Source organism: Roseiarcus fermentans, from assembly GCF_003315135.1.
Lineage (GTDB): Bacteria > Pseudomonadota > Alphaproteobacteria > Rhizobiales > Beijerinckiaceae > Roseiarcus > Roseiarcus fermentans.
The window spans coordinates 15,313-29,703 of sequence record NZ_QNRK01000043.1; the positions used below are offsets into that span (position 1 = coordinate 15,313).

A 14,391-nucleotide genomic window follows, 5' to 3' on the forward strand; every position below is an offset into this window, starting at 1 on the left:
CGTCCTGCGCGGGGCCCGACCGGCCGGCCGGAGGGCCGAAGCCCGAACCCCTAAGCCCCCAGCGCCGCGTTCTTGAGCGGCAACGCGCGGATGCGCTTGCCCGTGAGAGCGAAGATCGCGTTGGCGATCGCGGGCGCGATCGGCGGCGTCCCCGGCTCGCCGAGCCCGCCCCACTTGTCGCCGCCGCTGAGGACGAAATGCGTCTCGATTCTCGGCGCGTCGGCCATGCGGGCGATCGGATAGGAGTCGAAGTTGCCCTGCTCGACCCGACCGTCCCGAATGGTGATCTCGCCGAAAAGCGCCGCGGTCAGGCCGTAGAGGACAGCGCTCTCGATCTGCATCGCGGCGGTCAAAGGATTGACGAGATGGCCGCAGTCGACGCAGGCCACCACCCGCTCGACCTTGACCTCGCCGCTCCTGACCGAAACCTCGGCGACCTCGCCGACGATCGTGCCAAAACTCTCGTGAATGGCGATCCCGCGCCCGACGTCCTTCGGCAGCGGCTTTCCCCAGCCGCTGCGCTCGGCCAACGCGTCGAGCACGGCGAGGAAATCGGGGCGGTCGGCGAGCAGCGCGCGCCGGTATTCGACCGGGTCACGGCCCGCCGCGTGGGCGACTTCGTCGATGAAGCTCTCGAGCGCGAAGGCGTTCTGCGACGAGCCGACCGAGCGCCAGAACATCACCGGCACGTGCGTGTTTCTGAGATTGACCAGGACCTTCAGGGCGCCGGCCCGATAGGGGCAGTTGGCGAGCCCTTCGACCGCCTGCCGCTCGACGCCGTTCTCGACCTTGCCCCAGCCGAGCGACCGCGTGATGGAGCCCACGGCGGTGGTGAACTCGAAGCCGGCCGGCGCGCCGTCGCCATTGAGCGCCGCGCGCATGCGCAGCGCCGCCTGCGGCCGATAACGGTCGGAACGGATGTCCTCCTCGCGGGTCCAGACGACCTTCGCCGGCCGCCCCAGCGCCTTCGAGATTTCGACGGCCTGGGTGAGCTCGTCGTTCACCGCGCGCCGGCCGAAGCCGCCGCCCAGATAGCAATTGTGGACGGTGACCTTGGCCGGGTCGACGCCGCCGGCCTGCGCGGCGAGCTGGATCGCCTGCTCGGGGAACTGCGTTCCCATCCAGACGTCGATTCTGTCGGCGGTCCAGTGGGCCGTCGCGTTCAGCGGCTCCATCGGCGCGTGGGCCAGATAGGGGACCTCGTAGAGCGCCTCGACGCGCTTGCCCGGCGACGCAAGAGCGGCGGCGATGTCGCCATGGCCGCCGCCGTCGGCGAGCGGCCCGTCGAGCGCGGCGCGGTATTCGGCGCGGAACTGCGCGCTGTCCGTCGACGCCGCGGGGCCGAAGTCCCAGTCGATCGGCAAGGCGGCCAACGCCTCCTTGGCGCGCCAGAAATTGTCGGCCGCGACCGCGACGCCGTTCGTGACCGGCAGGACGGCGAGGACGCCCCGGCGGGCCGTCACCTTCGACGCATCGCAGGACCTGAGCCGACCGCCGAACACCGGGCAATTGGCGACCGCGGCGTAGGCCATGCCGGGCAGCTTCACGTCGATCCCGAAGCGGGCCGCGCCGGTCGCCTTCAGCGGCGTGTCGAAGCGCTTCAGGGGCGAGCCGATCAGCGCGAAGCGGTCGGGCGTCTTGATCGCGGGCTCGGTCGGGAGCGTGATCCGCGCCGCCGCGCCGGCGAGCTCGCCGTAGGTCGCCGCACGGCCGGAGGCCTCGTGCCGCACGACGCCGCCGGAAGCGACGCACGCCTCCGCCGCCGCGCCCCACTGCGCCGCGGCCGCGGCGATCAGCCGCTCGCGCGCCGACGCGCCCGCCTGCTGCAGGAAGACGCGGGACCGGCGCACCGAGGACGACCCGCCCGTCCCCATCGACTGGTACACGTTGCCGTCCACCAGATTGCGGTGGGCGGAGGCGTACTCGACCCGCACCTTCGAGGCGTCGCACATGAGTTCCTCGGCGAGGATCATGGCGAGAGCGGTCAGCACGCCCTGGCCCATCTCCGCTTTCGCGATCCTGAGCGTGATCGAATTGTCGGGACCGACGACCACGAACGGGCCGACCTCGGGCCCGAAGGCCGCGTCGGACCCCCAGGGCTCGCCCGACGCAATCGCGGCGGCGGCAAAGCCGGGAACGAGCGCTGCGACCGCGAGGCCGCCCGCCGCGGTCAGTCCCGCCCGAACGAAAGCGCGACGACTGAGAGCGATGGTCATGGGCCGCGCCTCCATCAGGTCTTGATCAATGCGGCGGCGCGGTGGATCGCCGCCCGCATCCGCGGGTAAGTCCCGCAGCGGCAGATGTTGGTCATCCCGTCGTCGATGTCGGCGTCGGTCGGGTTCGGATTCCCTGCCAGCAGCGCGAACGCGGCCATGATCTGACCCGACTGGCAGTAGCCGCATTGCGGCGCGTCGGCCTCGATCCAGGCCTTCTGCACGGCGTGCAGGCCCGACTCGCCGAGCCCCTCGATGGTGAGCACCGTCTTGCCCTCGACGGCGCCGACCGGCGTCTGGCACGATCGGACGGCTTCGCCGTCGATGACCACGGTGCAGGCGCCGCAGAGGCCTGCGCCGCAGCCGAACTTCGTTCCGACGAGCGCGAGTTCGTCGCGCAGCGCCCAGAGGAGCGGCATGTCGGCTTCGACGTCGAGCGTCGTCCTGCGGCCGTTGACGATGAATGCGGCCATGGGTCGGCGGCTCCCCTTGCAATCCTCGAATGAAACTGTAGCGAGGACTTCGGCGAATTCCCGGTCGGCGGAGATCACATTGGCGCGAGCGCTTCCGATTTTGCCTGGTCAGATTTTGCCCGGTCATACGCCGTCGCTGCGGAAGATCTGCCGGTGACGCGGTCCCTGACGCTCCTCCGCGTTCGCCCGAAGCCCGGGGATCCGGCGCGCGGCTGGCTGACCGCGGGGCCTTTCCAGACGCCGTGCGCGCTCGGCCCCGCTGGGATCGTCCGCAACAAGCGCGAAGGCGATCGCGGCACGCCGGCCGGCCGCTTCGGGCTGCTCTGGGCCTTTTACCGGCCGGACCGCTGGCGGCCGGCGGGCGGCGGCGTTCCGATGACGCCGATGCGCCGCGACCAGGGCTGGTGCGAAGACGTCCGCAGCCCGCGCTACAACCGCCCGGTCCGGCTACCGGCCGCCGACTGCACCGACCGGATGTGGCGGGAAGACGGCCTGTACGACCTGACTTACGTCCTCGACCAGAATTTCACCCGCCGCGCCAAGGGCAAGGGCAGCGCCATCTTCTTCCACCTCGCCCGCCCCGGCCTGACGCCGACCGCGGGTTGCGTGGCAATTGCGCCGTCGGCCATGCGCAAGCTCGCGCCCCGTCTCGCGCGAGGGTGCGCGATGGAGATCGGCCCGGCGTGCGGAAGGCCGCTCAGCGGACGGGCCGCGCCCGATCGGCCGTGGCGGAGGCGATCGCCTTGAGGCGCGCAGGTCTCGCCGTTCTCGCCTGCCTTCTCGCGCCCGCGGTCGCGCTCGCCGACCCGCGGCCGATCGTCAGCGGCTACGCCACGGCGGTTCCGGTCGTGGCGAAACACGGAATGGTGGTCACGCAGGAGGCCGAGGCCTCCCGCGTCGGTCTCGACGTGCTCAGACGCGGCGGCAACGCGGTCGACGCGGCGGTGGCGGTCGGCTTCGCCCTCGCCGTCACCCTGCCGCGGGCGGGAAACCTCGGCGGCGGCGGGTTCATGCTGATCCACCGGGCCGATCCCGGAACGACGATCGCGATCGACTACCGCGAGACGGCGCCCGCGGCGACGGGCAAGGACGTGTTCCTCGACGCCAACGGCGAGGCCGATCCGTTCAAGTCGCGCTGGTCCGGCCTCGCCGTCGGCGTGCCCGGAACGGTCGCCGGCCTCGAACTCGCCTGGCGAAAATACGGCTCCGGCCGCTTCACCTTCGCCGATCTCGTCGCGCCCGCGGTCGCGCTCGCCCGGCGGGGGCTCACCGTGGACGACGACCTCGCCGACTCGCTGCCGCAGGCCGCCCCCGCTCTGGCCAGGCATCCCTCCGCCGCGCGCATCTATCTTCGTCCCGACGGAAGCCCGCCGCAGGCCGGCGACCACATCGCCCTCGACGACCTCGCGGCGACGCTTGCGACGATCGCTCGCGAGGGCGCGCCCGGCTTCTACACGGGACCGGTCGCGCGCCGCCTCGTCGACGCGGTCCAGGCGGCGGGCGGCCGCATGGCGATGGACGATCTCGCCCATTATCGCGCGATCGAGCGCGAACCGGTCGTGGGCGACTACCGGGGCCATACGATCGTCTCGATGCCGCCGCCCTCGTCGGGCGGCGCGCACGTCATCGAGATTCTCAACATTCTCGAGGGTTACGACCTCGCCGCTCAGGGGCTCAATTCCGCAGCGGCGCTGCACGAGATGGCGGAGGCGGAGAAACTCGCCTACGCCGACCGGGCGGCCTGGCTCGGCGACCCCGACTTCGTCCGGATCCCGCTCAAAGGTCTGACGTCGAAGGCCTACGCCGCGGCGCTTCGTACGCGGATCCTGCCGGACCGCGCCCGCCCGGCCGCCGACGTCGGGCCCGGCGACCCGCCGGCCTACGAGAGCGACCAGACGACCCATTTTTCGATCGTCGACGCGGAGGGCGACGCGGTCTCCAACACCTATACGCTCAACTTCTCCTACGGCTCCGGCCTCGTGGCCGACGGGACCGGCGTGCTGCTCAACAACGAACTCGACGACTTCGCAGCCCGGCCCGGCGCGCCCAACGCCTACGGCCTCTTGGGCGGCGACGCCAATGCGCCCGGGCCCAACCGACGCCCCCTGTCGTCGATGAGCCCTACGATCGTGCTCCGCAACGGCGAGGTCGAGATCGTCACCGGCAGCCCCGGCGGCTCGCGGATCATCACGACTGTGCTGCAGATCGTCGTCGACATGATCGACCACGGGCTCAACGTGGCGGAAGCCGAAGGCGCGCCGCGCGCGCACGACCAGCTCTACCCGGACGAGCTCAGGATCGAGCGCGGCGTGTCCGCCGACACCGTGCGCCTCCTCGAAGCGATGGGCCACACGGTGGTCGTTCGCGAAGCGATGGGGTCGGCGAACACCATCGCGCGGTCGCCGGACGGCGTGCTGACGGGCGCTTCCGATCCGCGGCAACGGGGAACGCTCGCGGTCGGCTACTGAGCCGGATCGCTTTGGAGGCCAGGATCGTCCGGCTGCGGGCGCGTCGAAACGCAGCCGCGCCCAAGATGTCCGCCGCCCGCGACGGGCCGAAGACGCACGTCCGCAAACCTGCGTCAGTCGATGGCAAGATTATTCACAGTTGCGTTTACGCGCCCCAGAACCGCCGCGCGCGCTTCCCCGCCGCGTGTCGCCGCAATCTCGACGCAGTCGGCATAGCGCGCGAACGCCGCAATGCGACCGCTCCAGGCCGCTCGCAAACGCCTCGCGGAGGCCCGATTTCCGGGGCTTCCCGGCTCGGAGCCTGTTGCAGAAAAACCACATTCATCAGCGAACGCAGCGAAGCGAGACCGGCGGCTGGACGTTCGAGGTCCCCGGCGGAGGGCCGCCTGCGGCAAGCGGTGCGACACGCTAATTCGCGGAAACTACGCCATTTTCGCAGTTACAAAATCGCCACACTTCCGTCACGACTGCGGCGCGGCGGGTGGAAGCCTCGGGCAGGCCGCCATTTCTTGACGAAAGCGGCCCCTAGCCTCCCTTCTAAATCCCGGTTTAGTGTGCGGCAGGTCGCGTGAATCATGCGCGCCGACGGCGTCGGATCCGTTCCGCCGATCGAAAAGCGAAGTTGCGGCGCGCGCGCCGGAAGTTTCGGGGGCTTGTGATGAAGAGACTGAGCGTTGTTCTTCTGGCGACCGTCGGGTTCGCCGCTATGGCCCAGGCGGCCGATCTGCCGACGGCCAAGGCGCCTGCGCCGGCGGCCCCGGCCAAGCCGGACTGCTCGACCCTCTGGAACTGGTTCCAGAACTCGGCGAGCGACTGCCCGCTGAGCGCCTACGGCTTCACGCTGTACGGAACGCTCGACGTCAACGCTTTGTACAACTCCCTGGGTTCGACATACAACCCATCCACTACGCAGTCGACCTACGGCTTGGCCAAGTCCTCGTACGGGCCCATCTACCAGTTCGGCTACAACGGCCTGAGCACCTCCGCCATCGGCATCAAGATGAAGGAAGACATCCTGCCGTACGGGTGGTCGTTGATCGGCGTCCTCGAAGCCGGCGTGGACCCCTACGCGGGCATGTTCGTCAACGGCCCGCGGTCCCTCACCGACAACAACTTCAGCCCGGCCAACACGTCTCCGTGGCAGACGGGGAACTCCGATTCAAGCCGCGCCGGCCAGTGGTACAACGCGCAGGCCTACATCGGCGTCAGCAACAAGACTTACGGCACACTGACCTTCGGCCGCACCAACTCGCTGTCCCTCGACGTGACGGCCGCGTACGACCCGATCGCCGCCAACGCCTTCTCGCTTATCGCCTACTCGAGTTCGTTCCCCGGCTTCGGCAACACCGAGACGGTGCGCAACACCGCCGTCACCTACCGCCTGACCTACCAGAACTTCCGCGCCGCGGCGCAGATCGGGGTCGGCGGCTACGCCTGGGACAACGGCAACACCGGCATCTACCAGGGCCAGCTCGGCGCCGACTTCGGCGCGCTCTCGGTCGATGGCGTCGTCAGCTATGCGCAGAACGCGGTATCGCTGTCGAGCTACGGCGGAGCGGCCGCCAACGAGTACTGCGTGAAGGGCACGACGAATTGCTACATCCTTCAGACCAACCTCGCCGGCGCCAAGGCCTATTACGATCCGAACACGGTTTTGAAGGGAACCCTCTCGAACAATTTCGGCGCCGAACTGGGCGTCAAATACAAGTGGAACACGGTGACGTTCTCGGGCGGCTACATGTACGCCAACCTGGGCAACCCGTCGAACTCGGAGGAGAACGGGTTCTCCACCATCGCGAGCGGCATCTCCGTTCCCTCGGGCGCAGTGACCTCCACCGCCTACTACAACCCGGGCACCGGTAAGATCGCCGCTCCGTCCTACGCCTACAACAAAGTCCTGAACACAATCTGGGGCGGCTTCAAGTGGAGCGCGCTCAGCAACCTCGACTTCGCGGCGGGCGTGTACTACCAGATGCAGAACAACTACAACTCCACCTGGGTCACCGGGAAGGTCAATGGCGTTCCTTACGGTTACGCCACGGGCGCCGCCTGCACCGGCACGGGCGCGTTCATCAGCAGCAGCAAGTGCGGCGGCAGCCAGGCCGGGGTCGGCTTCATGGTCGACTACAAGCCGGTCAAGCGCCTCGACGTCTACGCCGGCCTGATGCTCACCAACGTCTACGGCGGCCTCGCCAACGGCTACTACTCGACTTACTCCGTGCTTTCGGGCGGCAAGGTATACACCTGGAACATCGCCCACACGCAGGCCGTCGATCCGACGATCGGCATCCGCTTCCGCTTCTGACGCCGAGACCAGCCGGCGCGAGACGCCGGCTTCTCCCACGCAACTCGAAGCCGCGAACGTTTTCGTTCGCGGCTTTTTTTCGTGACCTGGCGGTGACGCCTACAGCGCCCCGCAGGCGATCCGGCAGCTTCGCGAGCACGCCAGATCGGTTCGTTCGACAGGGCGACGCACGGTCCGTACGGCCCGTCGACCAGCCCTTGTTGCAATCTTTGACGGCGCCGCGATCTCGGTGTCGGCGACCGGTGCACGTCGAGATCTTGGCGATGGCGGGGGTAAGGGTGGTAAACGCGGTCACAGTCGGCGTTTCCGCAAGCGTCGCAAACACGAGGACGGCGAGTTCGAACCGATACCGATTGCGTTCTTCATGGCTGTCCTCGTCGTTGAGAGCGATCGACGCCGGAGGCGCGCCGATCGTTCCGTCGCTGTCGGTACGGACCATCGAGGCGCAATCTTCGATGTCTTCGCTCAGCCCATCCTCCCGCCCTCGGACGATTGCGAACGAACGGCGGATCGTCGATCGAGCGGCAAGCGGCCGGGATCGGGCGCGTGGACAAGCGTCGGCGTTCGCGAGGAGGCTCGATCCGAAAGATTTCCGCGGTTTCCGGATCGCCCGCCCTTGTCCCGGCGCCGCAATCGGGCAATAAAAGGGACCAGATTTGCAAATCGTCGGGGGGCGGCGTGAGTTGCGCCGCGAGTGGGGCAATCGCTGCGCGGCGCGATGTTCCTGCGTAGAGAGGTCGCCGCGCACGGGATATCCTATGGCATTCGCGCATCCGCTCGCCAGGGCGGCAAAGGTCTGGACCGCGCAAGGCGCCAACGACAACGAGCAGCGCGTCTTGGTGGTTGTGACCACGATTCCGCTCGACCCCGCTCAAAAAGGCTACAAGAAGGCTCTCGTCGAAAAGCTTGCGCACGCGGCCCGCGAATACATCGCCGAGTCGAAGGACGCAGCCTCTTACGTGCTGATCAATCGTTTGCGAGACTGGGCGCGTTGACGGCCTGACGCCGTTCCAAAGCGCGACGACAGCGAGCGGCGTCTCCTGGACGCGGCGCGCCGCCCGACACGTTCGCCTGATATGGATCATAACGCTGGACGGATTCTCAGCAACGGCTTTCACAGGGGGAGCGAAATGACAAGCATGTTTTCACCGGGAGCAGGCGCAGCGACCTCGATTGCGCCGTTGCGCGACAAATGGGGCTGGATTGTCGCGCTCGGCGTCGTCTACCTGATCGCCGGGTTCATCGCCCTCGGCAGCGTCGTCGAAGCCACCGCCGCCACCGTTTTCATCGTCGGCGTCATGGTGATCGTCGCCGGCGTCTTCCAGATGATTCATGCCTTTCAGGTGAAGACGTGGGGCCGCTTCGCGTTCTTGCTGATTCTCGGCGTCCTCTACGTCATCGCGGGATTTGTTTTCATCGACAGTCCGTTCCTGACCGCGGTCTGGCTGACGCTGCTCCTCGGGGCGGCGCTGGCCGCCTCCGGGCTGGTGCGCCTCTACCTCGCGTTCAACATGAAACACGGCTCGCACTGGATGCTGGTCGCCGTGTCGGCCCTCATCACGCTGCTTCTGGGCGTGATCATCCTCGCTCACTGGCCGAATTCGGCGATCTATACGCTTGGGATCTTTCTCGGCGTCGACCTCGTGTTCGCCGGGGCGGGCTGGATCGGCCTCGGCCTCGGCCTGAGGAGCGCCGCGGCCTGACGCAACGCCCGCCCTCCCGCCTGCCGACCCAAGGTCGCCAGCAGGAGGGCGGTTCTCCGCACTTGCGCGCGTCTCCCCGACCGCGGGTTTTCGGATCCGGTTGCGAGCCCGGGCGACGGCGAAAGCGGGCGCGGGCGGCGGGAATGGGCGCCGCTCGAGACCGACGGCGGGGACGGCGCAAACCGTCCGCGCGAGATGGCGGCTTCACCCCGATGTCCTGTTGCGCTAAGGTCGCTGACGATGCGCGCGATGGTGTTGCGGCGGGCTGGCGAGCGGCTCGCGCTTGAGGAGCGGCCCGAACCGGCGCCGGGACCCGGGCAGGTTCGCATCCGGGTCGAGGCGTGCGGAGTCTGCCGCACCGACCTCCACGTCGTCGACGGCGAGCTGCCCGACCCCCGACTGCCGATCGTTCCCGGCCACGAGATCGTCGGCCGGGTCGAGGCGGCCGGGCCCGGCGTCGCGCTGCCGCTCGGCGCGCGTGTCGGCGTGCCTTGGCTCGCCCATACCTGCGGCTGCTGCCGCTATTGCCGGAGCGCGCGCGAGAACCTGTGCGACGCGCCGCTGTTCACCGGCTTCACCCGCGACGGCGGCTTCGCCAGCCACACGGTCGCCGACGCAGGCTTCGCCTTTCCGTTGGCTGAGGACCTCGATCCGGTCGCGACCGCGCCGCTGCTGTGCGCCGGCCTGATCGGCTGGCGGTCGCTGAAAGCGGCGGGCGAGGCCGAAACCGTCGGCCTCTACGGCTTCGGCGCCGCGGCCCACATCATCGCCCAGGTCTGCCGCTGGCAGGGCCGGCGGGTGTTCGCCTTCACCCGGGCCGGAGACGCGCGCGCCCAGGCCTTCGCCCGGTCGATGGGGGCGGATTGGGCCGGCGGCTCGGACGAGACGCCGCCCGCCCCGCTCGACGCGGCGATCCTGTTCGCGCCCGTCGGCGCCCTCGTGCCGGCGGCGCTGGCGCGCGTCCGCAAGGGCGGGCGGGTGGTGTGCGGCGGCATCCACATGAGCGACGTCCCGTCCTTCCCCTATGCCCTGCTGTGGGAGGAGCGCAGCGTCGTCTCGGTGGCCAATCTCACCCGCGCCGACGGCGAGGAATTTCTGGCGCTCGCGCCGCGCGTGCCGGTGCGCACGACCACCACGCCCTACCCGCTCGACAAAGCCAACGAGGCGCTCGACGACCTGCGGGCGGGGAGGCTCGAGGGCGCCGCGGTCCTCGTGCCGTGAGGGACGCGGCCACCGGCCGCGTTCCCTCCCCTGCGTCCGGCTTTCCGGCTCTCCGCCCCGCCGTCGGCAACTATTTAATTTACCCAGATCGCGAGCGCAAATTAGACACTGTCGAGGCCCCCGCCTCGGCTGGCGCGCCGGTGCATGAGATCGAAGTTACGCCGCGTATGATCACGAACGGCTTGAAAATATAGTACTGATATAACGCAGAATCGTAACGCGAGGCTTCGATATGCTCACGTGCTGCGTCTTCGTCGCAGAAGCGGCGTTCGGAAAGGCTGGTCATCGGGCTGCTCCAATATACTATCGTTTTCGTTCTGTTAATTCAAGTGCATAACCGCCCCGCCGTCGCAGCGCTCTAAACGGCCGCAAGGGGCAAGAACCCGAGCGCCATCGTCGCCGGCGCTTCTGCGGAGAAAGGCCATGCCGGGCCGATGCCCGCCGCGGGCTGCGTGCCGTCGTCGTCCTCCGCGCAATCGTCTTGATCGATGCCCGCTGCGCCGGCGCGCCCACTTCGGGGGCGGGACTAGGTGGGTGTCCGACCACCCGGTAGACCCCGGCCAGTCCGCGTCCGTAATTTCCTAAAAATAGAAGCTCTGGCTTGACATCACGGCACCGTTTCCGGTATTCTCGAATCAAACGTATGACATCGAACCCGTTTCACCCGCCCGCCCGGCAAAGCCGGTGATCGGCGTGGAGCACCCTCACCTGGCCGCCTCGCGGCCTGTCCTCTCGCGGAGGGAGAGGGATAGCCCATTGCCTGCCGCCTCGCCGCGGCTGAGGAGTCGAAAAAGTGACGTAACTCCCAAGGCGGGGGCTCGCTTCAAAGCCGTCATCGCGAGGAGCGAAGCGACGTGGCGATCCAGGAGTCCGGGACGCCGACGCCTGCCGCCAGGGAAGTCCGGCGCTCCGGCAACCGGCAGCGTAGACGGCTCCTGGATCGCCGCGTCGCCCTTCGGGCTCCTCGCGATGACGAAGTGCATGGACCCCACCTTGGGAGTTACAAAGTGACAGGTTTGGGCGCCCAAGTCCCTGAAAGGATGCGTCGCCTGCCAGACTTGCAGGCCGCCGCCAGCCGGAACAGCCGCCGGGTCGGCGACGAGACCACGCCGCCGGAGCACCGGCGCCAGTCGGCAAGGCTACCCTCGGTCCTCCGGCAGGTCGTCGTCGCTGATCGCCCGCCAGCCGGCGCCGTCGAGGTCGTCGAACTGGCCGGTCTTCAGCGCCCACAGGAAGGCGGCGAGGCCGAGGAGGCCGAGCGCGAGCGCGAGCGGGACGAGATAGACGAGAACGTTCATGGGGTCCGCCTTCCGGCGTCGCGCGCTCTGAGCGCGTTCAGGGTCACCACCACCGAGGAGCCCGACATCGCCAGCGCCGCGATCAGCGGCGTGACGAAGCCGAGCACGGCCAGCGGCACCGCGATCACATTGTAGATCGCGGAAATCCACAGGTTCTGCACCATCAGGCGGCGCGCCCGCGCGGCAATGCGCAGCGCGTCGGCGACCGGGGCGAGCCGCTCGCCGAGGAACAGCGCGTCGGCCTGGGCCTGGGCGACGTGGGCGGCCGAGATCGGCGAGATCGACACGTGGGCGGCGGCGAGCGCCGGCGCGTCGTTGAGGCCGTCGCCGACCATCAGCGTGCGCCGCCCGGCGTCCTTCAGCGCCCGCAGCCGGGCGATCTTGTCAGCGGGCTTGAGCCCGGCCCGGTAGCGCGCGACGCCGAGCTCGCGCGCCGCCAGCGCCACCGCGGGCTCGCGGTCGCCCGACAGAATCTCGATCTCGCGGCCGCCGCGCCGGAGCGCCGCGACGACCTCGGCCGCGTCGGAGCGCAGCGCCTGCCGGACGGCGAAGACGACCGCTCGCCCGGGAAGCCCGAGCGCGATCAGCGAGGCGTCGGGCCAGCGGGCGGCGACCGGGGCGGCCTCGCGCTCCGCGGCGATCCACGCCACCGAGCCGAGCCGGGCGGGCGCCGCGGGATCGAGGGCCTGCACGCCCTCCCCCGGGAACTCCTCGGCCGCGACCGGCGCGCGCGCGCCCGCCGCCTCGGCGATGGCGCGGGCGAGCGGGTGGCGGCTCGCGAGCGCGAGGCGGCCGGCAAGCGCGAGGTCGGCCGGCGCGATGTCGGCCGCATTGGCGAGGACGGGCCTTGGCTCGGTCAGCGTGCCGGTCTTGTCGAACACGACGCAATCGACGTCGGCGAGGCGCTCCAGCGCTTCGCCCGAATGCAGGATCAGCCCGCGCCGGAACAGCGCCCCGGCCGCGACCACCTGGACGGCCGGGACCGCGAGGCCGAGGGCGCAGGGGCAGGTGATGATCAGCACCGTGATCGCGATCGTCAGCGCCGGCTGCCAGCCCGCGCCGAGCAGGAGCCAGGCGGCGAAGGTCGCGAGCGCCGCGACATGCACCACCGGCACGTAGAGGCGCGCGGCGCGGTCGGCGAGGCGGACGTAGGACGAACGCTGCTCGACCGCGCCGGCGAGGAGCCCGTTGACCTCGTCGAGGAACGTGCCGCTGCCGGCGGTCTCGACCCGGATGCGCAGGGCGCCGGTGAGGTTCAGCGTGCCGGCGTAGACCCGCGCCCCGGGCGCGACCGTGAGGGGCGCGGTTTCCCCCGTCACCAGGCTCTGGTCGACCTCGGAGCGCCCGTCCTCGACCGCCCCGTCGACGGCGATGCGTTCGCCGGGCCGGGCGAGCACGAGGTCGCCGGGCCGGATCGCGGCGATCGGCGTCTCGCGCGCCTCGCCGTCGTCGCCGAGCTTCAGGGCCCGGTCGGCGCGCATCGCGCCGAGGTTGATGGCGAAGTCGCGGGTGCGCCGGCGCATGCGCTGGTCGAGCAGCCGGCCCGCGAGCAGGAACATCAGCAGCATGACGGCGCCTTCGAAGTAGGAGCCGTGCTGGTGGGTCACCGTCTGCAGCATCGACATCGCGAGCGCGAGGATCACGCCGAGCGAGATCGGCACGTCCATGTTGAGCGCTCCGGCGCGGATTGATCGCGCGGCGCTGTCGAAGAACGGCATGCCGGCATAGGCGGCGCAGGGCAGCGCGACCAGGGCGCTCAGCCAGTGGAACAGGTCGCGGGTGGCGGCGTTGGGATCGTTCTCGGCGCCCGCCCAGAGCGAGACCGACAGCAGCATCACGTTCATCGCGCCGAACGCGGCGACGCCGAGACAGCGCAGAAGGCGCTTCTCCTCGAGGCGCTCGGCGCTGTCGGCGGCGTCGGCGGTGAAGGGAAAGGCGGCGTATCCGAGCGCTTCCAGCCGCTCCAGGATGACGGGCGGCTCAAGCGCGCCCTCGTCCCATTCGACGGTGACGCGCTTGTTGGCGAGATTGACGCGGGCGCCGCGCACGCCGGCCTGCCGGCCGAGACCCTTCTCGATCGCGACGATGCAGGCGCCGCAGTAGACGCCGTTCACCACGAGGTCCATCGCGGCGACGCCCTCGGCGGGATGGCGAATGAAGAGGGAAAGGTCCTGCGCTTCCGTCATGGAGCGCCCTAATCCGCGACGGTTTCCGTGACCGTCATCTTGTTCTGGCTGCGGAACACGCGCTCCGCGCCGCGGCTCGCCTCGATCACCAGCGTCCAGCGCCCGCGCCCGATCGGTGTCGCCACCCCCTCGTAACCGCCGCCGTCGGAGACGAGCGTTGTGGTGCGATCGAGCGCCGCGTCGAACGGGTGCTGGAACCGCGCGGTCACGGCCAGATCGGCGATGGGCGCGCCATCCCGGTCGTGAAACTCCACCATCACCCGCTCGCCGGCGCCTTCGGCGCGGGTCAACACGTCAGCCTTCCAGCCCCTGTCGTCCTGCGCCCGCGCTTCGGCGATCAGCCTGTTGAACGCCTGGCTGGCGTCGTAGGAATTTTCCAGCGCCTCGCCGTGCAGCGTGTGCAGGGCGAAGTAGATCAGCGCGCCGTTGGCGGCGAACATGACCAGGAAGAAGCCGCCGAGCCACGCGAGGACGTGGCGTCCCGTCAGTTGTCCAGACACGAGATGTCTCTCTCCTTGCGATGG

Annotated in this window: 11 protein-coding genes; 6 read left to right on the plus strand and 5 right to left on the minus strand. The window is 69.6% G+C overall.

What is annotated here, in order from left to right; all coding sequences use genetic code 11:
* Positions 1–50: 50 nt before the first annotated feature.
* Complete coding sequence (locus tag DFR50_RS26970; protein ID WP_170153412.1) at positions 51–2,216, minus strand: xanthine dehydrogenase family protein molybdopterin-binding subunit; 2,166 nt, start codon at positions 2,214–2,216, stop codon at positions 51–53.
* 14 nt (positions 2,217–2,230) lie between these two features.
* Positions 2,231–2,686: a (2Fe-2S)-binding protein gene (locus DFR50_RS26975; protein WP_113892665.1), complete on the minus strand. Its 456-nt coding sequence runs from the start codon at positions 2,684–2,686 to the stop codon at positions 2,231–2,233.
* Between the two features lie 153 nt (positions 2,687–2,839).
* Between DFR50_RS26975 and DFR50_RS26980 the strand changes: the two genes are divergently transcribed.
* From DFR50_RS26980 to DFR50_RS27005, 6 genes are all read left to right on the plus strand, one after another.
* The gene (locus DFR50_RS26980; RefSeq protein WP_113892667.1) at positions 2,840–3,433 is read left to right on the plus strand and encodes a L,D-transpeptidase family protein; all 594 of its coding nucleotides are present in this window, start codon (positions 2,840–2,842) and stop codon (positions 3,431–3,433) included.
* Positions 3,424–5,154: a gamma-glutamyltransferase gene (gene ggt / locus DFR50_RS26985; RefSeq protein ID WP_425376095.1), complete on the plus strand. Its 1,731-nt coding sequence runs from the start codon at positions 3,424–3,426 to the stop codon at positions 5,152–5,154. Before DFR50_RS26980 ends, ggt begins: the two co-directional genes overlap by 10 nt.
* A gap of 658 nt (positions 5,155–5,812) precedes the next feature.
* On the plus strand, positions 5,813–7,459 hold the full coding sequence (locus DFR50_RS26990; RefSeq protein ID WP_147262947.1) for a porin: 1,647 nt from the start codon (positions 5,813–5,815) through the stop codon (positions 7,457–7,459).
* A gap of 758 nt (positions 7,460–8,217) precedes the next feature.
* Positions 8,218–8,454 carry a hypothetical protein gene (locus tag DFR50_RS26995; RefSeq protein WP_113892671.1) on the plus strand — a complete coding sequence of 79 codons (237 nt, stop codon included), beginning with the start codon at positions 8,218–8,220 and terminating at the stop codon, positions 8,452–8,454.
* Positions 8,455–8,598: 144 nt separating this feature from the next.
* Entirely contained in the window at positions 8,599–9,162 is a 564-nt protein-coding gene (locus tag DFR50_RS27000; RefSeq protein ID WP_425376094.1) for an HdeD family acid-resistance protein, read from the plus strand.
* 240 nt (positions 9,163–9,402) lie between these two features.
* The gene (locus DFR50_RS27005) at positions 9,403–10,383 is read left to right on the plus strand and encodes a zinc-dependent alcohol dehydrogenase family protein (RefSeq protein ID WP_113892675.1); all 981 of its coding nucleotides are present in this window, start codon (positions 9,403–9,405) and stop codon (positions 10,381–10,383) included.
* 1,139 nt (positions 10,384–11,522) lie between these two features.
* Here DFR50_RS27005 and ccoS read toward each other — a convergent pair.
* From ccoS to DFR50_RS27025, 3 genes are read right to left on the minus strand one after another with little or no spacing between them, the layout of a single operon-like run.
* The gene (ccoS, locus tag DFR50_RS27015) at positions 11,523–11,681 is read right to left on the minus strand and encodes a cbb3-type cytochrome oxidase assembly protein CcoS (protein ID WP_113892679.1); all 159 of its coding nucleotides are present in this window, start codon (positions 11,679–11,681) and stop codon (positions 11,523–11,525) included.
* The gene (locus tag DFR50_RS27020) at positions 11,678–13,867 is read right to left on the minus strand and encodes a heavy metal translocating P-type ATPase (protein ID WP_113892681.1); all 2,190 of its coding nucleotides are present in this window, start codon (positions 13,865–13,867) and stop codon (positions 11,678–11,680) included. The genes ccoS and DFR50_RS27020 overlap by 4 nt, the downstream gene beginning before the upstream one ends.
* Before the next feature lie 8 nt (positions 13,868–13,875).
* Positions 13,876–14,367 (minus strand): FixH family protein, encoded by a 492-nt coding sequence (locus DFR50_RS27025; protein WP_170153413.1) that lies wholly within the window; start codon positions 14,365–14,367, stop codon positions 13,876–13,878.
* Positions 14,368–14,391: the final 24 nt, after the last annotated feature.